This is a genomic window from Pseudomonas sp. F01002 (assembly GCF_004402115.1).
GTDB lineage: Bacteria > Pseudomonadota > Gammaproteobacteria > Pseudomonadales > Pseudomonadaceae > Aquipseudomonas > Aquipseudomonas frigoris.
Genome location: NZ_SOPU01000015.1, coordinates 178,337 through 203,757, shown reverse-complemented (window position 1 = coordinate 203,757; position 25,421 = coordinate 178,337). Strand labels below are relative to the sequence as shown.

19 protein-coding genes are annotated in these 25,421 nt (G+C 59.9%); 10 read left to right on the top strand and 9 right to left on the bottom strand.

The features are described 5' to 3' along the window. Positions 1-224: 224 nt before the first annotated feature. The 3 genes from E3W21_RS10545 to E3W21_RS10535 form a co-directional block, all read right to left on the bottom strand. Entirely contained in the window at positions 225-1,598 is a 1,374-nt protein-coding gene (locus E3W21_RS10545; RefSeq protein WP_134419616.1) for a DUF3999 domain-containing protein, read from the bottom strand. Next, on the bottom strand, positions 1,595-5,182 hold the full coding sequence (locus E3W21_RS10540; RefSeq protein ID WP_134419614.1) for a DUF2339 domain-containing protein: 3,588 nt from the start codon (positions 5,180-5,182) through the stop codon (positions 1,595-1,597). Before E3W21_RS10540 ends, E3W21_RS10545 begins: the two co-directional genes overlap by 4 nt. Positions 5,183-5,367: 185 nt before the next feature. Continuing rightward, positions 5,368-7,818, bottom strand: a complete 2,451-nt coding sequence (locus tag E3W21_RS10535; protein ID WP_134419612.1) for a glycogen/starch/alpha-glucan phosphorylase — start codon at positions 7,816-7,818, stop codon at positions 5,368-5,370. Positions 7,819-8,073: 255 nt separating this feature from the next. Between E3W21_RS10535 and E3W21_RS10530 the strand changes: the two genes are divergently transcribed. Next, complete coding sequence (locus E3W21_RS10530) at positions 8,074-8,517, top strand: YkgJ family cysteine cluster protein (protein WP_129439247.1); 444 nt, start codon at positions 8,074-8,076, stop codon at positions 8,515-8,517. A gap of 206 nt (positions 8,518-8,723) precedes the next feature. Here E3W21_RS10530 and typA read toward each other — a convergent pair whose 3' ends face one another. Beyond that, entirely contained in the window at positions 8,724-10,544 is a 1,821-nt protein-coding gene (gene typA, locus E3W21_RS10525; RefSeq protein WP_129439249.1) for a translational GTPase TypA, read from the bottom strand. Between the two features lie 139 nt (positions 10,545-10,683). Then, entirely contained in the window at positions 10,684-12,138 is a 1,455-nt protein-coding gene (gene thiI, locus E3W21_RS10520) for a tRNA uracil 4-sulfurtransferase ThiI (RefSeq protein WP_134419610.1), read from the bottom strand. A gap of 330 nt (positions 12,139-12,468) precedes the next feature. Here thiI and glnA point away from each other — a divergent pair, with 330 nt between their 5' ends. From glnA to ntrC, 5 genes are all read left to right on the top strand, one after another. Next, entirely contained in the window at positions 12,469-13,875 is a 1,407-nt protein-coding gene (gene glnA, locus E3W21_RS10510; protein ID WP_046045568.1) for a glutamate--ammonia ligase, read from the top strand. A 303-nt stretch (positions 13,876-14,178) separates the two neighbouring features. Next, positions 14,179-14,688 carry a DUF4124 domain-containing protein gene (locus tag E3W21_RS10505; protein WP_134419606.1) on the top strand — a complete coding sequence of 170 codons (510 nt, stop codon included), beginning with the start codon at positions 14,179-14,181 and terminating at the stop codon, positions 14,686-14,688. Further along, positions 14,685-15,305, top strand: a complete 621-nt coding sequence (locus tag E3W21_RS10500) for a DUF4124 domain-containing protein (protein ID WP_134419604.1) — start codon at positions 14,685-14,687, stop codon at positions 15,303-15,305. The genes E3W21_RS10505 and E3W21_RS10500 overlap by 4 nt, the downstream gene beginning before the upstream one ends. Before the next feature lie 230 nt (positions 15,306-15,535). Further along, positions 15,536-16,621 (top strand): nitrogen regulation protein NR(II), encoded by a 1,086-nt coding sequence (gene glnL / locus E3W21_RS10495; RefSeq protein ID WP_134419602.1) that lies wholly within the window; start codon positions 15,536-15,538, stop codon positions 16,619-16,621. Then, on the top strand, positions 16,618-18,054 hold the full coding sequence (ntrC, locus tag E3W21_RS10490) for a nitrogen regulation protein NR(I) (protein ID WP_046052178.1): 1,437 nt from the start codon (positions 16,618-16,620) through the stop codon (positions 18,052-18,054). Before glnL ends, ntrC begins: the two co-directional genes overlap by 4 nt. 551 nt (positions 18,055-18,605) lie before the next feature. Here ntrC and E3W21_RS10485 read toward each other — a convergent pair. Then, complete coding sequence (locus E3W21_RS10485) at positions 18,606-19,046, bottom strand: hypothetical protein (RefSeq protein ID WP_046052179.1); 441 nt, start codon at positions 19,044-19,046, stop codon at positions 18,606-18,608. Between E3W21_RS10485 and E3W21_RS10480 the strand changes: the two genes are divergently transcribed. Then, positions 19,045-19,500 (top strand): tRNA (cytidine(34)-2'-O)-methyltransferase, encoded by a 456-nt coding sequence (locus tag E3W21_RS10480; RefSeq protein WP_007949025.1) that lies wholly within the window; start codon positions 19,045-19,047, stop codon positions 19,498-19,500. The two genes, E3W21_RS10485 and E3W21_RS10480, sit on opposite strands and share 2 nt — an antisense overlap. Before the next feature lie 130 nt (positions 19,501-19,630). Here E3W21_RS10480 and secB read toward each other — a convergent pair whose 3' ends face one another. Genes secB through E3W21_RS10460 form a run of 3 tightly spaced genes read right to left on the bottom strand, consistent with a single transcriptional unit; the run spans position 19,631 to position 20,833 of the window. Continuing rightward, positions 19,631-20,122 carry a protein-export chaperone SecB gene (gene secB / locus E3W21_RS10470; RefSeq protein WP_027922165.1) on the bottom strand — a complete coding sequence of 164 codons (492 nt, stop codon included), beginning with the start codon at positions 20,120-20,122 and terminating at the stop codon, positions 19,631-19,633. A 41-nt stretch (positions 20,123-20,163) separates the two neighbouring features. Beyond that, positions 20,164-20,418 (bottom strand): glutaredoxin 3, encoded by a 255-nt coding sequence (grxC, locus tag E3W21_RS10465; protein ID WP_008149430.1) that lies wholly within the window; start codon positions 20,416-20,418, stop codon positions 20,164-20,166. A gap of 1 nt (position 20,419) precedes the next feature. Next, positions 20,420-20,833: a rhodanese-like domain-containing protein gene (locus E3W21_RS10460; protein WP_008149429.1), complete on the bottom strand. Its 414-nt coding sequence runs from the start codon at positions 20,831-20,833 to the stop codon at positions 20,420-20,422. 153 nt (positions 20,834-20,986) lie between these two features. Between E3W21_RS10460 and gpmI the strand changes: the two genes are divergently transcribed. The 3 genes from gpmI to E3W21_RS10440 all read left to right on the top strand — a co-directional run bounded on the left by gpmI (position 20,987) and on the right by E3W21_RS10440 (position 25,420). Continuing rightward, positions 20,987-22,516: a 2,3-bisphosphoglycerate-independent phosphoglycerate mutase gene (gene gpmI, locus E3W21_RS10455; protein ID WP_134419600.1), complete on the top strand. Its 1,530-nt coding sequence runs from the start codon at positions 20,987-20,989 to the stop codon at positions 22,514-22,516. 254 nt (positions 22,517-22,770) lie between these two features. Beyond that, entirely contained in the window at positions 22,771-24,069 is a 1,299-nt protein-coding gene (locus E3W21_RS10445) for a murein hydrolase activator EnvC (protein ID WP_056745475.1), read from the top strand. A gap of 31 nt (positions 24,070-24,100) precedes the next feature. Then, positions 24,101-25,420 carry a S41 family peptidase gene (locus E3W21_RS10440; RefSeq protein WP_129445084.1) on the top strand — a complete coding sequence of 440 codons (1,320 nt, stop codon included), beginning with the start codon at positions 24,101-24,103 and terminating at the stop codon, positions 25,418-25,420. Position 25,421: the final 1 nt, after the last annotated feature.

Below are 25,421 nucleotides of genomic sequence, written 5' to 3'. Positions count from 1 at the left end.
CGGGGCGCATTTCCTCCTATCAGACGTGTTACACCCAATAGAGTTCATGCGCCCGGTTGAGCGTAGTTCGAAACGCAGGAGATGTGAGCGGAGGATGAGTGGCAGTTTCGAGACTTTCCTTGTCTGACATTCCGTCTTCGCGAGCAAGCCCGCTCCCACATTTTGAAATGCATTCCCCTGTGGGAGCGGGCTTGCTCGCGAATGGTGCGTAGCACCAGCCATCCTCAGGATTTGGTAGCAGGCTTGCGCAACAGACTGAACGCCATCGCGCCCAGAACCAAAACGCTGAGCAGCAACACCGCCCACAACCCGAACTTCTTCCAGCTTGTGTCCATCGTCGCAGCCGTTGTCACGGTCGACGCTGGCGTGGCCACCGCCGCGCCTTCGACCGTAGCCTTGCCCAAAGTCGCCAACTTTGCAGCGCTGTAATCCGGAATCAACGTCGACAGTGGCAGGTTCGCCGCCTTCACCGTGGCACTTCCCAGCGCGAGCGTATAAGGCCCCGCCCCGCGCGCCAGGAACACCAATTGAATGGAGCGCACGGCGAATCGCACAGTCGGTGCCTCGGCACCCAGACCACCGCCGCGCTCGTCCACCGTCAGCTTCAACTGCTGTACGGTTTGCCCCGACAGCTGCAATTCGTTTTGCACCACGTCCTGGCCACTCTGGGTCAGGCGATAAAGCAAACCGCTGCTCAGCGGCTGCCACGGCAAGCTGCTTTCCCGACGACCGGACAAGGTTACGGGTGCCAAACTGTTGGTCTGGCTCAACTCGACCTGCAAGCGCTCGACATTCAGCCCCATGGGTAATTGCCAGGTGTATTCACCGGCCTTCACGCTGCTGCCGGCCAGCGGTTGCGACCAGACAAGCGGTAGCGGCAGGCTGCGGGTCTTGGCGCTTTGCAGTTGCGCCGAGGTCAACGTCGGGGCCGATTGCGGCGTGCTCCACAGCAAGCGCAGATAACGGGCCGACTGACCCGGAAGGGCGACTTCATGTTGCTCGACCCGCTCGTCGGCAAACGTCAGGCGTGCCACCTGCCCTTCGCCCCACGACTGCCAATGCTGCAGGTCGTCGCTGGCCTCGATGGTGAAACGCTGGAAACCGTCGCGCTCGCTGGTCCAGTCGAGGATCAACTGCTGCAACGGTGCTTTGATGCTGCTGGCGTCGAGCAACCAGCCCCGCAGCATTTCTTCGCCCGCCTCCAGCTGACTGGACGGCTGCACTTCGACCAGCGTGCCGTTGGCGCTCGATTGCACCCGCACGCTCGGTGCGTGCTCGGTGGAGTCCGCCGAGTTGTACAGAGGAAACCATTTCACGTCGGTCAGGGTGCGGTTTTCGCTGGTCTGCGCCGGCGCGCGCGCCAAGGCATACGCCTGAGCCTCACCGGCGGCATTGAACACGCGCACATCGCTGAGATCGGTTTGCCGCGCATTCAATTGCACGCTCAACGGCAATTCGAGGCGATACCACGGACCTTCACCACTGACCGACAACGGCACCTGCGTGGCGAAGTCCGCCAGTTTTTCCTGAGCACTGGCCGACAGCGCCACGCCCAACGCAACAACGCCCAACCAGACAAGGTTCAGCTTCTGACTCAAAACGACACTCCTTCGGTTTGCGGGGCCGGTTTTTCAGCCTCCGGCACAGCCTCGACGCGCTTGGGCGGCAACGGGGCGAAATAGCCCACCACCAGCAGCAACACGCCAACGCCGATAAACGAGACGATTCGGGCGAGTCCGCCGCGGTTACTCAATTCGACAAAGAACAGTTTGGCCACCACCACACCGATCAGCCCCGCACCGATCAGCCAGACTTCGCGGCGATGACGCAGATGGCCGCCGATCATCAGACTCAGGGCCATCAAGGTCCAGACGATGGACAGACCGGCCTGCACCAGCATGGACTCGAGCAACGCATCCAGTTCGAACGGCACACCGCCCCAATGATGGGCCGTGCGCATCACCAGCGCAGTAAAGAACACAAACAGCGATGCGCCAGCGATCAGTTGCGTGGCGTGTTCGGCATAGTCCTTGCGAATCGCCAGTTGCGTCACGGCGCTGCGGGACCACACGTAGACACCGAACAGCGCAAACAGCAGACCCAACTCCAGCGGGTTGATCAGCGGCACGTAAGGCAACGGCTCGGCGGTGCCGTCGCTGACGACGTTCGCCAGCCAGAACCAGCCGAGCATTAGCAACGCCAGCGGTGCCGCCGCGTACATGCGGTATTCGCGCGAATAAGCCGACACCGGCCATGGCCAGGCACGGGGTGCCGCCATCAGCACCAGATACAGGCTCGGCAGAATCGCCCAACCCAACCAGCGCCAGGCGTTGTACTGCTCGGACAACAGCAGCAAGCCGTAACGCAGTTCCAGGGCCAACACGCCGATCAACAGCCAGCAGCCGAGCACGTGCGCGGCACTGAGGGCGCGCGCCGGCAACATCGGCGCCAATCGCCGCAGGGAGATGAAATGCACAACAAACACGGCCGCCCATGCCAGCCAACCGACGTTGGCCGCCGGGTGATAACGCGAGTGCCACGCAGCCAGCAACACCAAACCGGCCGCAGGCATCAGCAAGGTGCAGAGCAAGCCCAGCGACGACCATTTCAGGCGTAGCGCCAAGACTGTCCACAGCGCAACGCTCAGCGCAGCAACGGCCAGCAACAACGTCGCTTGCAGATTCAACGGTGCGAAGCGCAGCACTTCACTGACCCACGCCAGCGCCCACCAACCAGCACCCCACACCAGCAGCACTTCGGACAAACGCTGCAAACTCAGCCCATCGAAGGCCGAGGCATGGTTGCCGAGCTGCAAGCGCCAGGCGCCAACCATCGCAGCCAAACCCAACACCAGCGGCGTCCAGAAACCGCTATGAGCCAGAGGCGTCAATCCTTCGCTCGCAAGCGGTCCGAGCAAATCAGGCCCGGCCATCAGGAACGCCGCGCCGCCGATGACCTGCAACAGCAAGCCGAAGACAAAACTCACGCGCTGCTTGAGGTACAGACTCAGCCAGATGATGAGCAGACCGCTGGCCGCCCATACCGCACTCGCCGTTTGCCAAGGCAGGACGAACAGCACCGCCAGATTGATCAACACCAGACCGGCCAGCAGCACCACCGACAAGCCGCGCAGCAATCGCACATCGCTTCGGACCATCTCGTCGCGCGCCGCCAGCAACATGCCAGCGATCAGCGCCAGGCCGATCAACGACGCGCTCAGCAGGCCGCTCCAACCCGCGTTGAACACGGCGCCAGACTCACCGCTCGAACCCTGTAGCCGCATCAGGAACAACGCACCGCCGAGCAACTGCACGGCGAACGCAGTGAACAGGAACGTGCGCGATTGCAGACGCAAGCCAACAAACAACGTCGCCAACCCCGCAAGCGCCCAGCTGATCGCCGTGCCGTGAGTGAAGAAGAACAACGGCGCCAGCAGATAGAGGAAGGTCAGACCGAGGCAAGCCAACACCGGCAGCCCTTTGCGCTCCCATTCCGATGTCTGCTCGGGCAAGGCTTTGCGCAACTGGTAGAAGCTGAACAACAACGCCACGCCGAGCATCAACGCACCGAGCGGCGCACCGTCGAGCAGGCTGCTTTCACCGATCCGCAGTTCGCTGATAAACGCCAGCGCCGAGCCCAGTTGCAGCAGCAAGGCAAAGGCTCGGGCCAGCGGTCGTTGCTGACGCAGGCCGAGCCAGAAGATGCCGGCGCCTTCGACGGCCCAGGCAGCAGCAGTCCAGCGTGCATCGAGCCCCAACGGAATCGCCAGGCTGGCGAAGATCACCCCCAGCGCCAGACAGGTTTCCGCCAGCAGCAACGCTCGTCCGCCCATCAACAACCGCGCCAGCCCCATGTAAATCATGCCCAACGCCAACGCGCTGAAGGCTGCAGCGAATTCCAAGTGCTGGACCAATGCGAACTGCAAACCGAAGCCCACCAACGGAGGACCGAACAGCATCGTGCCGTCGACATAATCGCCCTTGCGCGCCGACCAATGCAGCAGCGCTTCACGACTGCCGTCCTCGGGTGCGTCACTCATTTCCAGCAACTTGCGCCGGGCGAACAGCAGACCAATGGCCAGGTACATCAGGAAAAACACAATCAGGAACGGCTCGGTGCTCCACAGCAGTTCCGGGTAATAGGAACGCAGGCCCCAGGCGAAACCGATGCCGAAGGTGCCGACGAAACCGATCAGGTTAAGCAGCCGCCAGGCCTTGAACCAGGCGATGGCGAGGATGCCGGCGTTGAGCAAGGCGAAGTAGCTGAACAGCGCGACATGGTTGCCGGCACCGGTGGAGGTCAGGATCGGCGCGGCAAAACCGCCCAACGCTGCAGCGGCAGCCAGGCCCAAGGCATCCTGGGTGATGGCGAGGATCGCCGAGAACACCGTCACCGCGACCAGCAGGCCTAACGCCGCCGTAGGATCGAGCAGCGGATGCAGGCGCATCGCGGCAAACACGGTCAGGTACAACACCGCGATCCCGGTGCCCTGCAACATCAACGCGTAATTGCTGTTGCGTGTTCTAAGCCACCAACCCAGCCCCAGAAGCCCCAATGCCGCCGCCGCAACTCCGGCGTAACGCAACTCGATCGGCACCACCATGCCTTCGGTGGCGTAACGCAACAGGAAGGCCAGACCGAGAAACAACAGCACCACACCGACCCGCAGCACGGTGTTGCCGCCGAACAGCCAGTTGCGGGCGCCACTGATGGCGCGGTCGATGAAGTTCGGGGCACGTGGGGTAGCGGGTTGTTGCGGCTCGCGGGCGACCGGCTCGGGTTTCCAGGCATCGACGGGCGCTGGACGGCTGCTTTCGGCGGCTGCCGCGGTGATCGGCTCCAGTTCGGGAGGGAGTTCCCAGATCAGCTCCGGGGTCTCGACAGGGATTTCGTCGAGAATGAATTCAGGAGGTGCAGCGGCTTCGCTGACAACTGGCTCGCTGGTTTGCGACGCCTTGACGCCTGACACCTCCAGCAATGCCAGACGTTGCTCGACCGCCTTCAGCGCCACCTGCGCCTGTTCAAGCAGCCGGCGCTGCTCGACAGCCTGTGAACCCAAGCGACCGATGCGAACGGCCTGGCCAATACCCAACCCGAGCAGCGCGCCCAACAGCGCATCACTGAACGACTCGTCGAGTACCCAACCCAGCACCAAGCCAATCAGCATGAACATCCATTGCATGGTCGATATCCCTAAGCGCAGTGGCCAATCCAAGAAGATTAGCGCAGCCCGTACAGCAAAGATCGCAGCCTTCGCCAGCTCCTACACCGCCCACGTTTACCCAATGTTAGGTGAACGCTGACTGTAGGAGCTGCCGAAGGCTGCGATCTTTCCCGGGGCGCCAGTATATCGATCCGAGCGAAGGCTTACTCCAACGCTTTCCAGATATCCGTGGCGTATTCGCGAATGGTCCGGTCAGAGGAGAACCAGCCCATCCTGGAGGTGCTCAACACCGCCGAACGCCACCATTCCTTCGAATCGTGCCAATGGGCTTCTACCCGCATCTGCGCTTCCCAGTAAGAGTCGAAATCGGCGCAGACCAGGAAGCGATCGTAGTCGATCAGCGAATCGATCAATCCTGTGTAACGGGACGGATCATCCGGCGAGAACACCCCGCCGCGTATCGCTTGAAGCACGTCATTAAGCCGATGGGATGCGGCAATATCAGGCGTCGCGTTGAACTCATGGTTCTGCTTGCGCGCTTCAACCTGCTGAGCGCTGAGGCCGAAGATGAACATGTGCTCGACGCCGATGCGCTCGCACATTTCCACGTTCGCCCCGTCCAGGGTGCCGATGGTCAGCGCGCCGTTCAGGCCGAACTTCATGTTGCTGGTACCAGACGCTTCGAAGCCGGCGGTAGAAATCTGCTCCGACAAATCCGCTGCTGGAATGATGCTTTCCGCCAGACTGACGTTGTAGTTGGGCAAGAACACCACTTTCAGCAAACCGCGCACGGTCGGGTCGTTGTTCACCACCCGGGCGATGTCGTTGGTCAGTTTGATGATCAGCTTGGCCTGGTGATAACTGGCCGCCGCCTTGCCGGCGAAGATCTTCACCCGCGGCACCCAATCGATTTCCGGCTCGGCGCGAATCGCCTGATACAGCGCAACGGTGTGCAACAGGTTGAGCAACTGACGTTTGTATTCGTGGATCCGTTTGACCTGCACGTCGAACATCGCGGCCGGGTTGACCGCAACGCCAAGCCGCTCATGAATGATGTACGCCAGGGCTTTCTTGCTGTGCAGGCGCTGCTCGGCGAACGCCTTGCGGAACGCGGCTTTCTCGGCGAACGGTTCCAGGCCGAGCAAACGTTCTTCGGGGTTGTCCAGCAGATCGGGGCCAAGCGCGTCGACCATCATCGAGGTCAGCTCCGGGTTGGCCTGGTAGAGCCAGCGGCGGAAGGTGATGCCGTTGGTCTTGTTGTTGATCCGGTCCGGGTAGAGGTTGTGCAGTTCGGAAAACACCGTTTTGCGCATCAGTTGCGTATGCAGGCCGGACACGCCGTTGACGCTGTGGGAGCCAAGGAACGCCAGGTTGCCCATGCGCACGCGGCGACCGTTGTCTTCCTCGATCAGCGATACCGCGCGCAGCACCTCGAAGTCATGGATACCCTTGGCCCGCAGCGAATCGATGTGCTGGGCGTTGATCAAATAAATGATCTGCATGTGCCGCGGCAGCATCCGCTCCATCAAACCGACCGGCCAGGTTTCCAGCGCTTCCGGCAGCAGCGTGTGGTTGGTGTAGGACAGCGTGTCGACGGTGACTTGCCACGCCGCATCCCACGCGACGTCATAGACATCGACCAGTTGACGCATCAGCTCGGCCACGGCAATCGAGGGGTGGGTGTCGTTGAGCTGGATCGCAGCATGATCGCCCAGGGTCAGGACCGAGGTGTGCATGTTGCGATGACGGCGCAGCAAGTCCTGCAAGGACGCGGCGACGAAGAAATACTCCTGACGCAGGCGCAGTTCCTGGCCCGCTTCGGTGCTGTCCGCCGGGTAGAGCACCCGGGAAATACTTTCGGCCCGGGCGACTTCTGCCACGGCGCCCAAGTGGTCGCCGGCGTTGAAGCGTTCCAGGTGCAAATCTTCCATGGCCCGGGCGCGCCACAGGCGTAGCGTGTTAACGCTCGCCCCGCGCCAGCCGACGACCGGCGTGTCATACGCAATCGCGCGAACGGTTTCTGCTGGCGTCCAGACTTGCTTGGACTTGCCCGCTTCGTCGGTGACGGTTTCGACACTGCCACCGAAACCGATCGGGTAAACGACCTCTGGCCGTTCAAACTCCCAAGGGTTACCGAAATCCAGCCAGTGTTCGGTCTGTTCCTGCTGCCAGCCGTCGACGATGGCCTGGCGGAACAAGCCATGTTCATAACGAATGCCGTAACCGTGGCCGGCAATGCCGAGGGTCGACATGCTTTCCATGAAGCACGCGGCCAGACGACCGAGGCCGCCGTTGCCCAGCGCTGCGTCGGGTTCCAGCAGGCGGATGCGTTCAAGGTCGACGCCGAGCTCAGTCAGGGCCTCGCGGGCAACATCCAGCAGGCCAAGGTTGCTCAGGCTGTCGTAGAGCAGACGGCCGATCAGAAATTCAAGGGAGAGGTAATAAACCCGCTTTTGACCTTTGCGGTAGATCTGCCGGGTGTGGTCCATCCAGTGCTCGACCATGTGATCGCGCGCCGCCAGGGCAATGGCTTCGAACCAGTCGTGGTCGAAGGCGTGATCCGGGTCTTTGCCCACCGCGTAGGTGAGTTTGGTCAAGACGGCGTCGCGGAATGCGGCCACCTCTGCTTCGCGAACAAGTGGTTCTTGAGTCATCGATAGGACCTCGAGCGAGCGTGGAGTTGTTGAGCCTAGACGGTCTGACAGGCCGTTGGAACTCTGGTTCGGCAGTTTTTCCCGTTAGTGTGAGATAGATCGACATTACCTTGTCGCGCACCGGAAAGAATGCAGGTGCCGTGCCGGGTTACAGGTGTTATTGGGCGGAATACGAAAAAAATCTGGCGAAAGGTTGTTCAAAAATCCACCAGTCCCGGTATGATCGCGCGCCCTGATGCACGCTGGTAACAACCGATGATGAAGTCCAACCTGATCGCCGCCGCGGAGATCGATCGCCTCGATACCTGGGCCAAGTACTCCGCCCCGATGTGTGGTTCGTGCGTTTCCAGCTGCTGCACCCTGCCGGTCGAGGTCAAGATCAAGGATCTGATCCGTATCGGCATCGTCGATGAGTTCGAGCGCGGCGAGCCGCCGAAGAACATCGCCAAGCGTTTGCAGAAGGAAGGGATCGTCGAGCGTTACAACCAGAAGTCCGAGATCTTCACCCTTCAGCGCATGAGCAACAACGATTGCCTGTACCTGGATCGTAAGAGCCGTCTGTGCACTATTTATGAAAAGCGCCCGGATACTTGCCGCAACCACCCGAAAATCGGGCCGCGGCCGGGGTATTGCGCGTATAAGCCGAAAGAAATGGCGCGTGAGACCAGCGAGAGCCGTCGGACCCTCGAGAAGTTCTGATCGTCGCTGAGTTCTTCGGCGGCTGACCGTCCGCCTTCGCGAGCAAGCCCGCTCCCACATTGGTTCTGTGAACGACGCAGATCCAATGTGGGAGCGGGCTTGCTCGCGAAGGGGCCGGAACAAACACCGCACAACCCCCAGACAAACAAAAACGCCCCCGACCTTGCGGTCGGGGGCGTTTTTTTAGCAGCTAACTAAGTCGAAACTCAGTTACCGGCTTTCTTGGCAGCGCGGGTACGCTCGCTTTCGCCCAGGATCTTCTTACGAAGACGGATGGACTTAGGAGTGACTTCGCACAGTTCGTCTTCTTGCACGAACTCAAGAGCTTGTTCCAGGGTGAAACGGATAGGCGGAACCAGAGCGATGGTTTCGTCTTTACCCGAGGCACGCATGTTGTCGAGCTTCTTGCCTTTGGTTGGGTTAACGCCCAAGTCGTTGTCGCGGCTGTTGATGCCGACGATTTGACCTTCGTACACGTCTTCACCGTGACCCAGGAACAGTTTGCCGCGAGCTTGCAGGGTTTCCAGCGAGTAAGTCAGAGCCTTACCGGTAGCAACCGAAACCAGCACGCCGTTCTGACGGCCGGACATGTCGCCGGACTTCATCACGTCGTAACGGTCGAAGATCGAGGTCAGGATGCCTGCACCGGAGGTCAGGGTCAGGAACTCGTTACGGAAACCGATCAAGCCACGAGCCGGGATGTTGTACTCAAGGCGCACACGGCCCTTGCCATCCGGAACCATGTTGGTCAGGTCGCCTTTACGGATACCGATCTGTTCCATGATCGAACCTTGCGATTCTTCTGGCAGGTCGATGGTCACGTTTTCGTACGGTTCGTGCTTGACGCCGTCAACCATGCGGATGATCACTTCCGGACGACCAACACCCATTTCGAAGCCTTCGCGACGCATGGTTTCGATCAGTACCGAGAGGTGCAACTCACCACGGCCGGAGACTTTGAACTTGTCGGCGGTGTCGCCTTCTTCAACGCGCAGGGCAACGTTGTAGAGCAGTTCTTTGTCCAGACGCTCTTTGATGTTACGGCTGGTGACGAACTTGCCTTCACGACCGCAGAACGGCGAGTCGTTAACCTGGAAGGTCATGGAAACGGTTGGTTCGTCAACGGTCAGCGGCTTCATCGCTTCGACGTTCAGTGGGTCGCACAGAGTGTCGGAGATGAACAGCTGGTCGAAGCCGCTGACGCAGACGATGTCGCCGGCAGCTGCTTCGTCAACGTCGATACGGTGCAGACCGTGGTGACCCATCAGCTTCAGGATACGACCGTTACGGCGCTTGCCGTCGGCGTCGATAGCCACAACTTGAGTGTTCGGCTTGACGCGACCACGGGCGATACGGCCAACGCCGATAACACCCAGGAAGCTGTTGTAGTCCAGTGCCGAGATTTGCATCTGGAACGGACCGTCACGGTCAACTTGTGGAGCCGGTACGTGGTCAATGATCGCCTGGTACAGCGGGGTCATGTCTTCAGCCATGTCGGTGTGTTCCAGACCGGCAATGCCGTTCAGGGCCGAGGCGTAGACGACTTTGAAGTCCAACTGTTCTTCGGTAGCACCGAGGTTGTCGAACAGGTCGAAGATCTGGTCCAGAACCCAGTCCGGACGCGCGCCTGGACGGTCAACCTTGTTGATGACCACGATTGGACGCAGGCCGGCTTCGAAAGCCTTCTTGGTCACGAAACGGGTTTGCGGCATAGGGCCGTCTTGAGCGTCAACCAGCAGCAGAACGGAGTCAACCATCGACATTACGCGTTCAACTTCGCCGCCGAAGTCGGCGTGGCCCGGGGTGTCCACGATGTTGATGTGGTGGCCGTTCCAGTTGATGGCGGTGTTTTTCGCCAGAATGGTAATACCGCGTTCTTTCTCCTGGTCGTTGGAGTCCATCACGCGCTCGTCGTTGAGCTCGTTGCGCTCCAGGGTGCCGGATTGACGCAAGAGTTTGTCTACCAGGGTGGTCTTACCATGGTCAACGTGAGCAATGATGGCGATGTTGCGTAGATTTTCGATCACTTGTGTATCTCGATCAGAGGATTCGGTGTGCTGACAAGTCTTGGCAGCGATTAACAGTAGAGTCCGGCAAAGCCGTTACAGCTTGACGGCGGCGTCGGGGGGCCGGTGACGCAGGCCACAGGCAAACAGCCCCGGGCACTTAGCTCGGTCGATAAACGCGCACATTGGCATGCCCCTCACTGAGCAAATGGTGGGCATGCAGGCGACTCATCACGCCTTTGTCGCAATACAGCAGGTACTGGCGAGTAGGGTCCAGTTCCTTGAAACGAGCGTTCAATGCATAAAACGGCATCGTTTGTACCTCAATGCCAACGAGGCCCAGCGGGTCGTCTTCAGCGGCATCCGGGTGACGGATGTCGATGACGATCTGACCAGCCAGCGCTTCGCTGACTTCTTCGATCTGCAAGTCCTGGCCCAATTCGTCGATCACACGATCGATCGGCACCAGTTTGGCGTTCTCGAGCGCACGCTCAAGTACTGCCATGTCGAACTGTTGTTCTTCGTACTCCACGCGTGGACGCTTGGCGTGGGTCTTGGGGTTCACCGAGATGACCCCGCAGTATTCCGGCATGTGCTTGGCGAAGTCGGCAGTACCGATTTCGTTGGCCAGGTCGATGATGTCCTGCTTGTGACTGGCGATCAGCGGACGCAAGACCAGCTTGTCGGTCACGCAGTCGATCACGGACAGGTTCGGCAGCGTCTGGCTCGACACCTGGGAAATCGCTTCGCCGGTGACCAGCGCATCGATCTCCAGCCGATCGGCAATACGGGAAGCAGCGCGCAACATCATACGCTTCAAAACTACGCCCATATGACTGTTATCGACTTTACCGAGAATTTCTCCCAGTACTTCCTCGAACGGCACACTGACAAATAACACGCGTTGGGAGCTGCCGTACTTCTTCCAGATGAAATGCGCGACTTCCATGACGCCCAGTTCATGGGCTCGCCCGCCCAGATTGAAGAAGCAGAAATGGCTCATCAGCCCGCGGCGCATGATCTGGTAAGCGGCGACGGTGGAATCGAAGCCGCCGGACATCAGCACAAGTGTCTGTTCCAGGGCACCCAGCGGATAACCGCCGATGCTGTTGTGCTGGCTGTGGATCACGAACAACCGTTTGTCGCGAATTTCGAGGCGAACTTCGATTTCCGGCTCTTTCAGCGAGATTCCGGCGGCGCCGCACTGACGACGCAGTTGGCTGCCGACGTATTTCTCGACGTCCATCGAACTGAATTCGTGCTTGCCGGCACGCTTGCAGCGCACCGAAAAGATCTTCCCGGCCAACGCATCACCGAAGTGCTGCTTGCACTTGGCGACGATGTCGTCGAAGTCGCCCAGCGGGTATTCGTCGACCTGCAGGAAATGCGCGATGCCCGGCATGCAGCTCAGGCGCTCGGTCATCTCCTTCAGGGCTTTGGGCTCGCTGACGCGGGTTTCCAGCTCGAGATTGTCCCACACACCGTTCACCACCACAGCCGGGTCCAGGTCGCGGAGCACGGTACGGATGTTTTTGGCCAACTGGCGGATGAAACGCATCCGTACCGGGCGGCTCTTGATGGTGATCTCGGGAAAGACTTTTACGATTAGTTTCATGAAAACAGCGCGCGCTGGGCCAGCCGAAAAAGGGGGGCGCGGATTATAGCGGAAATTGCTCAAGGTTTAACCAGTTAATGTGCAGAAGGTTTTGCGCGCACCAAAACGGGTCATTTGTTGGATTTGACGCTACATTACGGGGCGCTATTTCCAGCTTTGCTGCGCTTTGCACCTTTATAAGCGAGAAATTGGGGCAAAAAACCCATGGTGGGGCACTGGCATGCAATTTGCTCCCTTGTGAGGCAGGTTGCCTTGGCAGAGTATTCGCGCCGGCATCACCCACATTCTAAGGGCATCCACTACTAAGCCCGAAGCCACCCGGAGGACACTATGTCGAAGTCGGTTCAACTCATCAAAGATCATGACGTCAAGTGGATTGATCTGCGCTTCACGGACACCAAAGGCACTCAGCACCACGTGACCATGCCGGCTCGCGACGCGCTGGATGAAGCTTTCTTCGAAGAAGGCAAAATGTTCGACGGTTCCTCCATCGCCGGCTGGAAAGGCATCGAAGCCTCCGACATGATCCTGATGCCGGACGACAGCACTGCCGTTCTCGACCCGTTCACCGAAGAACCAACCCTGATCCTGGTTTGCGACGTGATCGAGCCTTCGACCATGCAAGGCTACGACCGTGACCCACGTGCGATCGCCAAGCGTGCCGAGGAATACCTGAAGTCGACCGGTATCGGCGACACCGTATTTGTTGGTCCAGAGCCTGAATTCTTCATCTTCGACGAAGTGAAGTTCAAGTCCGATATCTCCGGCTCGATGTTCAAGATCTACTCCGAACAAGGTTCGTGGATGTCCGACCAGGACGTGGAAGGCGGCAACAAAGGCCACCGTCCAGGCGTCAAAGGCGGCTACTTCCCGGTTCCGCCGTTCGACCACGACCACGAAATCCGTACCTCCATGTGCAACGCCATGGAAGAAATGGGCCTGGTCATCGAAGTTCACCACCACGAAGTGGCAACTGCTGGCCAGAACGAAATCGGTGTGAAGTTCAACACCCTGGTGGCCAAGGCTGACGAAGTTCAGACCCTGAAGTACTGCGTACACAACGTTGCTGATGCATACGGCCGCACCGCGACCTTCATGCCTAAGCCACTGTACGGCGACAACGGTTCGGGTATGCACGTTCACCTGTCCATCGCCAAAGATGGCAAGAACACCTTCGCTGGCGAAGGCTATGCCGGCCTGTCCGACACCGCTCTGTACTTCATCGGCGGCATCATCAAGCACGGTAAAGCGCTGAACGGTTTCACCAACCCGTCGACCAACTCCTACAAGCGTCTGGTCCCAGGTTTCGAAGCTCCGGTAATGCTGGCCTACTCGGCTCGCAACCGTTCCGCTTCGATCCGTATTCCTTACGTGTCCAGCCCTCGCGCTCGTCGTATCGAAGCCCGCTTCCCGGATCCAGCAGCTAACCCGTACCTGGCCTTCGCTGCCCTGGTAATGGCCGGCCTGGACGGTATCCAGAACAAGATCCACCCTGGCGATGCTGCTGACAAAAACCTGTACGACCTGCCGCCTGAAGAGGCGAAAGAGATCCCACAAGTTTGCGGCAGCCTGAAAGAAGCCCTGGAAGAGCTGGACAAAGGTCGTGCGTTCCTGACCAAAGGCGGCGTTTTCAGCGACGACTTCATCGACGCTTACATCGCTCTGAAAAGCGAAGAAGAAATCAAAGTACGTACCTTCGTACACCCACTGGAATACGAGCTGTACTACAGCTGCTGATCCAGTAGCGCCTGCGCAAGCGGCGTGACAAAAAAGAGGCCTCCTTCGTTCGGGAGGCCTTTTTTTGTGGGCGCGATTCAACGGCTGCAATAAACCCCTGTGGGAGCGAGCTTGCTCGCGATGGCGGCGGATCAGCCAACATCAATGTTGAATGAGAAACCGCTATCGCGAGCAAGCTCGCTCCCACAGGTATTTACGGTGCTTGATGGACCTCGTTAAACCATGCCCAAATGTTTACAACTTGGGACAATCGCCGCGCCTGACCTATGCTGCACCTCAACGCTTTTGTTTCTGGTCGATTTTATGGGTCGTGGTTTTCTACTGATGTTGCTGTTGATCGCCCTGCCCGCCGCCGCGCAGATCTATAAGTACACCGACGCCGACGGCAACACCGCCTACAGCAATCAACCGCCCGATGGCGTGAAGGCTCAACCGGTCGAGTTACCACCGCTTAACAGGGTTGAGCCCCAAGCCCCTTCTGCGCCACCTGTCGAAGCCACCAGCCGCGAACAGCCGCGCAGCGCTTACGAGGTGCTGGAGCTGACCAACTTACCCACCACCGAAGCACTGCGTGCCAACAATGGCACCTTCACCGTCAACGTGCTGATCAAACCCCGCCTGCAAGGCCCTCATCTGCTCAGGCTGTTGCTGGACGATCAACCTTACGGCCAGCCGAGCAACGTGCCGATCCTGCAACTGGTCAATATTGACCGCGGCACACACAGCCTTGCTGTACAGGTGATCGACGGGGAAAACATCGTTCAACAAAGTCCCACCGAGACGTTCACCGTACAACGGGTGCATAAGCCGTGAGGCTGTGGCTGCTGATCACCTGCTTGATCGCCCTGCCGGTGACGGCCGAGGTGTTCACCTACGTCGACGCTCAGGGCAATCGGGTCTACACCGACCAGCCAGGCTCCGGCAATGCCAAGCGCGTGCCGCTGGCAACGAGCAATCGCATGTCCGCCAACCCTGGCGGCGCAGCACCGGTGACGGCTGGTAAGAAGGCCGAAACAAAACCACTGTTCCACTACGACATGCTGAGAGTCCTGGTGCCGGAGCCAGACGCCACGGTCCGCAGTAGTGCTGGCGAGATTATCGTCAGCGTCACCAGCGAACCCGGCCTGCAGCGAGGCCATCGCTACCGATTGCTACTCGACGGCCAACCTACCGCAGATCCCGGCCTGAGCCCGGTATTCGCCCTGAGCAACATTGATCGCGGCAGCCATTACCTCGCCGTGGAAATCCTCGACGAGCAGGGCCGCACGGTCGAGCGCACCGCCAACCAGCCGTTCCACATGCTGCGCATCTCCCTCGCACAGAAGCGTCAGGTCAAACCCTGCGCCCTCCCCGATTACGGCCAACGGCCGGAATGCCCGCTCAAAGACAAACCCGTAGAAGAAAAAAATCCCTTCCTGCGCTTCTTCTAACGCCGTTCAGGTTTGCGCACTATATTGGTGCAATTGGTTGCACCGTACTCACATCCCAACCCATTTTGGTTCGAAAGTACCCGTCAAAGCTTGCAGAACGCCACGCAAACGAGCGTCAAACGCCCGTTTCAGGCCTTAAACGCTTCTTTTCGGAGCCTTGGTTTGGTTTTTGCATTTTCCTCGTATCAGCGCTTTATTCATGCGCGCGCCCTGCTCCAAAAGAGGTCCTGATGACCATTAGCGACGCACTGCATCGATTGCTACTCGACAACCTGACCACCGCCACCATTCTGCTCGACGCCGAACTGCGCCTTGAGTACATGAACCCGGCGGCGGAGATGCTTCTGGCCATCAGCGGCCAGCGTAGCCATGGGCAGTTCATCAGCGAGTTGTTCACCGAATCTCCCGAGGCGCTGAACTCCCTGCGCCAGGCGGTCGAGCAGGCACACCCGTTCACCAAGCGCGAAGCGATGCTCACCGCCCTCACCGGCCAGACGCTGACCGTCGACTACGCGGTAACCCCGATCCTGGCCAACGGCGCCACGATGCTGCTGCTGGAAGTCCACCCCCGTGACCGCTTGCTGCGAATCACCAAGGAAGAGGCGCAGTTGTCGAAGCAGGAAACCAGCAAGATGCTGGTGCGCGGCCTCGCTCACGAAATAAAGAATCCTCTCGGCGGGATTCGCGGCGCGGCGCAATTGCTCGCCCGCGAACTGCCGGAAGAAAGCCTGCGCGACTACACCAACGTGATCATTGAAGAGGCCGACCGCCTGCGCAATCTGGTCGATCGCATGCTCGGTTCCAATAAGCTGCCGTCATTGGCGATGTGCAACGTCCACGAAGTTCTGGAACGCGTTTGTCATCTGGTGGAGGCCGAAAGCCAGGGCTGCATCACGTTGGTGCGCGACTACGACCCAAGCATTCCCGACGTGTTGATCGACCGCGAACAGATGATTCAGGCCGTGCTGAACATCGTGCGCAATGCGATGCAGGCCATCAGCAGCCAGAACGAGCTGCGCCTGGGCCGCATCAGCCTGCGTACCCGCGCCATGCGGCAGTTCACCATCGGCCACGTGCGCCATCGCCTGGTGACCAAGATCGAAATCATCGACAACGGCCCGGGCATTCCCGCGGACTTGCAAGAAACCATCTTCTTTCCCATGGTCAGCGGCCGTCCGGACGGTACCGGGCTGGGTCTGGCCATTACCCAGAACATCATCAGCCAGCACCAGGGCCTGATCGAATGTGACAGCCATCCAGGCCACACCACCTTCTCGATCTTTCTGCCACTGGAACAAGGAGCCACATCGACATGAGCCGTAGTGAAACCGTGTGGATCGTCGATGACGACCGTTCTATCCGTTGGGTCCTGGAAAAAGCCTTGCAGCAAGAAGGCATGACCACGCAAAGCTTCGACAGCGCCGATGGCGTGATGAGCCGCCTGGCGCGCCAGCAGCCGGACGTGATCATCTCCGACATCCGTATGCCGGGTGCCAGCGGTCTGGACCTTCTGGCGCGGATTCGCGAACAACACCCACGGCTGCCGGTCATCATCATGACCGCTCACTCCGATCTGGACAGCGCTGTCGCGTCCTATCAGGGCGGCGCGTTTGAATACCTGCCCAAGCCGTTCGACGTCGACGAAGCGGTGTCGCTGGTCAAACGCGCGAACCAGCACGCCCAGGAACAGCAAGGCCTGGAAGTCCCGGTCGCCTTGACCCGCACCCCGGAAATCATCGGTGAAGCACCGGCGATGCAGGAAGTGTTTCGCGCCATCGGGCGCTTGAGCCACTCCAACATCACTGTACTGATCAACGGCGAATCCGGTACCGGTAAAGAGTTGGTGGCACACGCGCTGCACCGTCACAGCCCACGGGCGGCTTCGCCGTTCATTGCGCTGAACATGGCGGCAATCCCGAAAGACCTGATGGAATCCGAGCTGTTCGGCCATGAGAAAGGCGCGTTCACCGGCGCGGCCAACCTGCGACGCGGGCGTTTTGAACAGGCTGACGGCGGCACGCTGTTCCTCGATGAAATCGGCGACATGCCGGCAGACACCCAGACCCGCTTGCTGCGGGTGTTGGCGGACGGCGAGTTCTATCGCGTCGGCGGTCATGTGCCGGTGAAGGTCGATGTGCGAATCATCGCCGCGACTCACCAGAATCTGGAAACCCTGGTGCACGCCGGGAAATTCCGTGAGGACTTGTTCCACCGCCTCAACGTGATCCGCATCCACATTCCACGGTTGTCGGACCGTCGCGAAGACATCCCCACCCTGGCCAAGCACTTCCTCAGCCGCGCCGCGCAAGAACTGGCGGTGGAGCCAAAGCTGCTGAAAAGCGAAACCGAGGAATACCTGAAGAACCTGCCGTGGGGCGGCAACGTGCGCCAGCTGGAGAACACCTGCCGCTGGATCACGGTGATGGCTTCGGGTCGCGAAGTGCACATCAGCGACCTGCCGCCGGAGCTGCTGAACCTGCCGCAGGATTCGGCGCCAGTGACCAACTGGGAGCAAGCGCTGCGCCAGTGGGCCGATCAGGCGTTGGCCCGTGGCCAGTCGAGCCTGCTGGACAGCGCTGTACCGGCGTTCGAGCGGATCATGATCGAAACCGCCCTCAAACACACCGCCGGCCGCCGCCGCGATGCCGCCGTTTTGCTGGGCTGGGGGCGTAATACCCTGACTCGCAAGATCAAGGAATTGGGGATGAAGGTTGATGGTGGGGATGATGATGAAGGGGAAGAAGGCTAAGCAGCCTTTAGCTCTTCGCCGACAGTTACATCCAATCGCGAGCAAGCTCGCTCCCACAGTGGATTTCAGTGTTTTCACGATTGAGTGAACCCCCTGAACCCTGTGGGAGCGAGCTTGCTCGCGATGCTTTTGGGGCCATCGTGCACCGACTGAATGCACCGTGAACCGCAATCGCGCACGGCAACAGATCCGAAATCCCGCCGGCTTTCGCAATCGAACCCCTATCGAAAAAACACGAAAGCCCCGGAATACGGGGCTTTCGACGTTTCTGCGCGACATTCTGTTTCAACTTGTTAAAACCTGGCACGCCCCCTGCAATAGTCCATTCAGTGATTCAGTTCACTACCCGGTTTCGGGGACCTTGGTACAGGCAGGCCGGGGATTCCCCTCTTTACATCGGGCTCACACCGCACTTGCGACGAGCCCAAGCAGTTTTGGGGCCCTTGATACAGGCAGGTCAGGGGTTCCTTCTTTACACCGGGCTCACGACGCAATGCGCGAGCCCTCCCGTTTTGGGGACCTTGGTACAGGCAGGCCGGGGATTCCCTCTTTTATTGCTCTCGGAGATGGATCTCCAGCCGCCAGCGGTCATCGACCTCGCTACCGGCCCACTCGCCCTGCAGTGGCCGAGCCGCCACCACCGTCAGCAACAACCCCCCATCACTCAAACGCACGCGCCAGTTCACGCTCTTGTCGTTGATTTTGAGCTGACCTTTCTGCGCCTTGCCTTCAGCCTCGAACAGCAACGCGAGGCTACCGTCGACGAACTCGCCGTGAGCCTTGGGTTCGTTGTTGAACCACACCACCAACCCGTCGTTCGTCACCTCGACCTGCTGCAATTCGCTGGGGTCGGGCGTGGTCAGGCGACCGATCATCAGCCCTACCATCACCCCGACAATCGCCAGCGAAGCCATCACTCGCGGGAATAGCTTCGAACGCGGGTCCGCTTCAGGCGTAGAATGCCGCTCATCTTTACCTTCGGAGCCGTGCATGTTTCACGTCATCCTTTTCCAACCAGAAATTCCGCCGAATACCGGCAACGTTATCAGGCTGTGCGCCAACAGTGGCTGCCACCTGCATTTGATCGAACCGCTGGGCTTCGAGATGGACGACAAGCGTCTGCGCCGGGCCGGCCTCGATTACCACGAGTATGCCACCCTGCAACGCCACGCAGACCTCGCCAGCTGTCTGGAAAGCCTCGGTCATCCTCGGCTGTTCGCCTTCACCACCAAGGGCTCGCGGCCGTTCCACGATGCCAGCTTCGCCGAGGGCGATGCATTCCTGTTCGGCCCGGAAAGCCGTGGTTTGCCGGCGGAAGTACTCGATGCCCTGCCCGGCGAACAGCGCCTGCGCCTGCCGATGCGTGAAGGCTGCCGCAGCCTGAACCTGTCGAACACCGTGGCGGTCGCCGTCTACGAAGGCTGGCGCCAGCTCGGTTTTAAATAACACCGCATAACAAATGTGGGAGCGGGCTTGCTCGCGAAGGCGTCGTGTCAGTCAACATCAATGTTGAATGATCAACCGCTTTCGCGAGCAAGCCCGCTCCCACATTGGACTTGCTTTGACTCAGGACCGCTTATTGCACGGTTGGGGTTTCGCCCGCAGCCTGCATGCGTTGCAGTTCTTGTGCGTACAGCGCGTCGAAGTTCACCGGGGCCAGCATCAGGGCCGGGAACGAACCGCGGGTGACCAGGCTGTCCAGGGTTTCGCGAGCGTACGGGAACAGGATGTTCGGGCAGAACGCGCCGAGGGTGTGGCTCATCGAAGCGTCGTCGAGGTTCTTGATCAGGAAGATCCCGGCCTGTTGCACTTCAGCGATGAACGCCACTTCGCCGTTTTCACCGTTTTTCACGGTCACGGACAAGGTCAGCACGACTTCGTGGAAGTCGCCTTCCAGAGCCTTTTGACGGGTGTTCAGATCCAGACCGACGCTCGGTTCCCACTGCTGGCGGAAGATGGCCGGGCTTTTCGGGGCTTCGAAGGACAAGTCACGTACGTAGATGCGCTGCAAGGAGAATTGCGGTGCGGTTTCTTCTTCGCTAGCTGCAGTGTTCTGTTGGTCAGTCATCTCAGATCCTTTCTGATCTTGGGGTCTTATAGGGAAGGCATTCAGGCCTTGAGCATGGCGTCGAGCTTGCCGGCGCGCTCAAGGGCGAACAAATCATCACAACCACCCACGTGGGTGCTGCCGATCCAGATCTGCGGCACGGACGTACGTCCGGCCTTCTGAGCCATGGCGGCACGCACCTGCGGCTTGCCATCGACCTTGATCTCTTCGAAGGCCACGCCTTTGTTCTCGAGCAGGTACTTGGCTCGCGAACAGTAAGGGCAGTAATCGCTGGAATAGACGACGACGTTGCTCATATCACTTCACCAGCGGCAGGTTGTCGCCTTTCCAGCTGGAAATACCGCCGGAGAGCTTGGCGGCGGTGAAGCCGGACTTCATCAGTTCGCGGGCATGCGTGCCGGCAGTCTGGCCCATGGCGTCGACCAGGATGATGGTCTTGGCCTTGTGCTTTTCCAGTTCGCCGACGCGAGCGGTCAGTTTGTCGTGAGGAATGTTCACCGCGCCAACAATGTGACCGGCGGCGAAGTCCTTGGTCGAACGAATGTCGATCACAACGCCCGCGTCCTTGTTGACCAGTCCGGTCAGTTCACCGGTGCTCAGGCTGCGACCGCCGCCTTGCATCTGATAAGCGATCAGCAACGCCAGCAGTACGACGAAGATACCGACGAGCAGATAGTGGTTAGTGGCAAATTCAATCAGGTGAGCAACCATCGAAGGAGGTTCCAGGGCGTTAAAATGTCGGCCAGTATACACAGCCACTATGGTGGGCCAAACCCCGTCCGGCGGTGACGCCGTCGGAACTTAGCTTTAAACTGCCACTCCCTTTTCCATCGCCCTCTTTTAACTCAGCCACGAGTGGAATCCATGACTACCACGCCTAAACCTTTGGTCCTGATTATTCTCGACGGCTTCGGTCACAGTGAGAGCCCTGAATCCAACGCCATCTTTGCGGCGAAGAAGCCCGTACTGGACCGTCTGTGGGCCACCGTGCCGAACGGCCTGATCTCGGGCAGCGGCATGGACGTCGGCCTGCCGGACGGCCAGATGGGCAACTCCGAAGTCGGCCACATGAACCTCGGCGCCGGCCGCGTGGTGTATCAAGACTTCACACGCGTGACCAAATCGATCCGCGACGGCGAGTTCTTCGAGAACCCGACCATCTGCGCCGCTGTCGATAAAGCCGTCGCTGCCGGCAAAGCCGTGCACTTCATGGGCCTGCTGTCCGATGGCGGCGTTCACAGCCACCAGGATCACCTGGTTGCCATGGCTGAACTGGCTTTCAAGCGCGGCGCCGAAAAAATCTATCTGCACGCCTTCCTTGATGGTCGCGACACACCGCCGAAAAGCGCCCAGTCGTCCATCGAACTGCTGGATGCGGCCTTCCAGGCCCTCGGCAAAGGCCGGATCGCCAGCATTGTTGGCCGTTACTTCGCCATGGACCGCGACAACCGTTGGGACCGCGTGTCCCAGGCTTACAACCTGATTGTCGACGGCAACGGCGAATTCAACGCTGCCACCGCACAGGAAGGCCTGCAAGCCGCGTATGAACGTGGCGAGAGCGACGAATTCGTCAAAGCCACTTCCATCGGCGAGCCGGTGAAAGTCGAAGACGGCGACGCCGTGGTGTTCATGAACTTCCGCGCCGACCGCGCCCGTGAACTGACCCGCGTGTTCGTCGAAGACGATTTCAAGGAATTCGAACGTGCCCGCCAGCCGAAACTGGCCGGATTCGTCATGCTGACCCAGTACGCCGCCAGCATTCCTGCACCATCGGCCTTCGCCGCGGGCAGCCTGGATAATGTGCTGGGCGACTACCTGGCGAAAAATGGCAAGACCCAGCTGCGCATCGCCGAAACCGAGAAGTATGCCCACGTGACCTTCTTCTTCTCCGGCGGCCGTGAAGAACCGTTCCCGGGCGAAGAACGCATCCTGATCCCGTCGCCAAAAGTCGCCACCTATGACTTGCAGCCCGAGATGAGCGCCCCGGAAGTCACCGACCGCATCGTCGATGCCATCGAAAACCAGCGTTACGACGTGATCGTGGTCAACTACGCCAACGGCGACATGGTCGGCCACAGCGGCGTGTTCGACGCAGCCGTTAAGGCCGTTGAATGCCTCGACCTGTGTGTTGGCCGCATCGTCGATGCCCTGGAAAAAGTCGGCGGTGAAGCGCTGATTACTGCCGACCACGGCAACGTCGAGCAAATGGCCGACGAATCCACCGGCCAGGCACATACCGCCCACACCACCGAACCGGTGCCGTTCATCTATGTTGGCAAGCGTGACTTCAAGGTTCGCGACGGCGGCGTGCTGGCGGATGTGGCACCGACCATGCTGATGTTGATGGATCTTGAGAAACCAGCTGAGATGACCGGCACGTCGATTCTGGTGTAATCCGGCCTAACAAACGCCGCTAAACCCTGTGGGAGCAGCCGGTCGACGCTCGATTGCTCGCGATAGCAATCTGACAGTCAACATCTACGTTGAATGTTATGGCGCCATCGCGAGCAAGCTCGCTCCCACATTGGTTTTGGAGTGTTTTCAGAGGTAACTCTGCTCCGGTTATCACACAGCCCCAATTGGGCGTTTTTTTTGCAGCGCTTGGCGGGCATACTAGGCCGTCCCTTTCCCTGGTGTCGCCCGCCTCTATGCTTCGCGTCCTGATAGCCCTTGCTCTGACATGCCTGCTCCAACCGGCCTTTGCTGACGAGCGCGCGCAAACCCAACAACAGTTGGACGCCACGCGTCAGGACATTGCCGAGCTGAAAAAACTGCTGGGCAAGCTCCAGGAAGAAAAATCCGGTGTGCAAAAAGACCTCAAAGGCACCGAGACCGAGATGGGCAAGCTCGAGAAGCAGGTCGACGCCCTGCAAAAAGAGCTGAAGAAAAGCGAATCCGAGCTGCAGCGACTCGATGCCGAGAAAAAAAAACTCCAGAGCGCGCGGATTGAACAGCAGCGACTGATCGCCATTCAGGCCCGCGCGGCCTATCAGAACGGCCGTCAGGAGTACTTGAAGCTGCTGCTCAACCAGCAGAACCCGGAAAAATTCGCCCGCACCCTCACCTATTACGACTACCTGAGCCAGGCCCGCCTGGAGCAGCTGAAGAATTTCAACGAAACCCTGCGCCAACTGGCTAATGTCGAAAAAGACATCGCCATGCAACAGGCGCAATTGCTGGTGCAGAAAAGCAGCCTCGACAGCCAGCGCGACGAACTCGACAAAGTCCGCAAGGAGCGCCAGCAAGTCCTGGCCAAACTCAGCGACGACGTGAAGGCCCGCGATCAGAAGCTGGCAGCCCGCGAGCAGGATCAGGCAGACCTGTCTAAAGTCCTTAAAACCATTGAAGAAACCCTGGCCCGTCAGGCCCGTGAGGCAGAAGAAGCGCGGCAAAAAGCGCTGATCGCCCAGCAGGAAGCCGAAAAAAAGCGTTTACGTGAGGCTCAGGCTGCAGCAGATGCAGACGCCACTGACGCCCCACGCAAACCCGTTAAATCGACACCCGGCGCACTGGTTTCAAGTTCAGGCGAGACCTTTGGTGGCCCCTTTGCTTCAAGCCGGGGAAAACTTCCCTGGCCAGTTGATGGTCGACTGCTGGCACGCTTTGGCGAAACCCGTGGCGACGACGCCCGCACCAAGTGGGACGGCGTGATGATCAGCGCCTCCGCCGGCAGCCAGGTGCACGCCGTGCATGGCGGTCGCGTGGTGTTCGCCGACTGGCTGCGAGGCGCCGGGCTGCTGGTGATTCTCGACCACGGCAACGGTTTTTTGAGTCTTTATGGTCACAACCAGACGCTGCTGAAGTCTGCGGGTGACGTGGTAAAAGCCGGTGAGTCCATCTCCACTGTGGGTAGCAGTGGCGGGCAAGACACACCAGCGCTGTATTTCGCTATTCGTCAGCAGGGTCACCCGAGTGATCCAGCGCAATGGTGTCGTGCGCAAGGATAAGTACGCCATCTACTTCAGGAGTTCGTTCGACATGCTGCATTTGTCCCGCCTTACCTCGCTGGCCCTGACGATCGCCCTGGTGATCGGCGCGCCTCTGGCGTTCGCCGCTCAACCGGCCCCGGCGGTCGCGCCTGCGGGCACTGCTGCGACCACCAAGGCGCCATTGCCGCTGGAAGAGTTGCGCACCTTTGCCGAGGTCATGGATCGGATCAAGGCTGCCTATGTCGAGCCGGTGGACGACAAGACCCTGCTGGAAAACGCCATCAAAGGCATGCTCAGCAACCTCGACCCGCACTCCGCCTACCTGGGCCCGGAAGACTTCGCTGAATTGCAGGAAAGCACCAGCGGCGAATTCGGCGGCCTGGGCATCGAAGTTGGCGCCGAAGACGGTTTCATCAAGGTGGTTTCGCCGATCGATGACACCCCGGCCTCCAAGGCTGGCATTCAGGCCGGCGACTTCATCGTCAAGATCAACGGCCAGCCGACCCGCGGCCAGAGCATGACCGAAGCCGTGGACAAGATGCGCGGCAAGATCGGCCAGAAAATCACCCTGACCCTGGTGCGCGACGGCGGTACACCGTTTGACGTGACCCTGGCCCGCGCCATCATTCAAGTGAAGAGCGTGAAGAGCCAGCTGCTGGAGTCCGGCTACGGCTACATCCGCATCACCCAGTTCCAGGTCAAGACCGGCGAAGAGGTCTCCAAGGCCCTGGCCAAGCTGCGCAAGGACAACGGCAAGAAGCTCAAAGGCATCATCCTCGACCTGCGTAACAACCCGGGCGGCGTGCTGCAAGCGGCGGTGGAAGTGGTCGACCACTTCATCACCAAGGGCCTGATCGTTTACACCAAGGGCCGTATCGCCAACTCCGAACTGCGTTTCTCCGCCACCGGCAAGGACGAAAGCGAAGCCGTGCCAATGGTCGCGCTGATCAACGGCGGCAGCGCCTCGGCCTCGGAAATTGTCGCCGGCGCCTTGCAGGATCAGAAACGCGCGGTGGTCATGGGCACCACCAGTTTCGGCAAAGGCTCGGTACAAACCGTGCTGCCGCTGAACAACGACCGCGCACTGAAGATCACCACGGCGCTGTATTACACGCCGAACGGCCGCTCGATCCAGGCTCAGGGCATCGTCCCGGACATCGAAGTGCGCAAGGCCAAGATCACCAACGAGCAGGACGGCGAGTACTTCAAGGAAGCCGATCTGCAAGGTCACCTGGGCAATGGCAACGGCGGCGCCGACAAACCGACCAGCTCCAGTGGCAAAGCCAAGGCGATGCCGCAGGATGACGACTACCAATTGGCCCAGGCCCTGAGCCTGCTCAAAGGGTTGAGCATCACCTCCGGCCGCTGAG

What these genes read in the sequence shown, in the direction of transcription:
- E3W21_RS10540 (WP_134419614.1), bottom strand. Translation starts at nt 5,182, where the DNA reads ATGCAATGGATGTTCATGCTGATTGGCTTGGTGCTGGGTTGGGTACTC.
- E3W21_RS10535 (WP_134419612.1), bottom strand. Translation starts at nt 7,818, where the DNA reads ATGACTCAAGAACCACTTGTTCGCGAAGCAGAGGTGGCCGCATTCCGC.
- E3W21_RS10530 (WP_129439247.1), top strand. Translation starts at nt 8,074, where the DNA reads ATGATGAAGTCCAACCTGATCGCCGCCGCGGAGATCGATCGCCTCGAT.
- thiI (WP_134419610.1), bottom strand. Translation starts at nt 12,138, where the DNA reads ATGAAACTAATCGTAAAAGTCTTTCCCGAGATCACCATCAAGAGCCGC.
- glnA (WP_046045568.1), top strand. Translation starts at nt 12,469, where the DNA reads ATGTCGAAGTCGGTTCAACTCATCAAAGATCATGACGTCAAGTGGATT.
- E3W21_RS10505 (WP_134419606.1), top strand. Translation starts at nt 14,179, where the DNA reads ATGGGTCGTGGTTTTCTACTGATGTTGCTGTTGATCGCCCTGCCCGCC.
- glnL (WP_134419602.1), top strand. Translation starts at nt 15,536, where the DNA reads ATGACCATTAGCGACGCACTGCATCGATTGCTACTCGACAACCTGACC.
- ntrC (WP_046052178.1), top strand. Translation starts at nt 16,618, where the DNA reads ATGAGCCGTAGTGAAACCGTGTGGATCGTCGATGACGACCGTTCTATC.
- E3W21_RS10480 (WP_007949025.1), top strand. Translation starts at nt 19,045, where the DNA reads ATGTTTCACGTCATCCTTTTCCAACCAGAAATTCCGCCGAATACCGGC.
- E3W21_RS10485 (WP_046052179.1), bottom strand. Translation starts at nt 19,046, where the DNA reads ATGCACGGCTCCGAAGGTAAAGATGAGCGGCATTCTACGCCTGAAGCG.
- secB (WP_027922165.1), bottom strand. Translation starts at nt 20,122, where the DNA reads ATGACTGACCAACAGAACACTGCAGCTAGCGAAGAAGAAACCGCACCG.
- grxC (WP_008149430.1), bottom strand. Translation starts at nt 20,418, where the DNA reads ATGAGCAACGTCGTCGTCTATTCCAGCGATTACTGCCCTTACTGTTCG.
- E3W21_RS10460 (WP_008149429.1), bottom strand. Translation starts at nt 20,833, where the DNA reads ATGGTTGCTCACCTGATTGAATTTGCCACTAACCACTATCTGCTCGTC.
- gpmI (WP_134419600.1), top strand. Translation starts at nt 20,987, where the DNA reads ATGACTACCACGCCTAAACCTTTGGTCCTGATTATTCTCGACGGCTTC.
- E3W21_RS10445 (WP_056745475.1), top strand. Translation starts at nt 22,771, where the DNA reads ATGCTTCGCGTCCTGATAGCCCTTGCTCTGACATGCCTGCTCCAACCG.
- E3W21_RS10440 (WP_129445084.1), top strand. Translation starts at nt 24,101, where the DNA reads ATGCTGCATTTGTCCCGCCTTACCTCGCTGGCCCTGACGATCGCCCTG.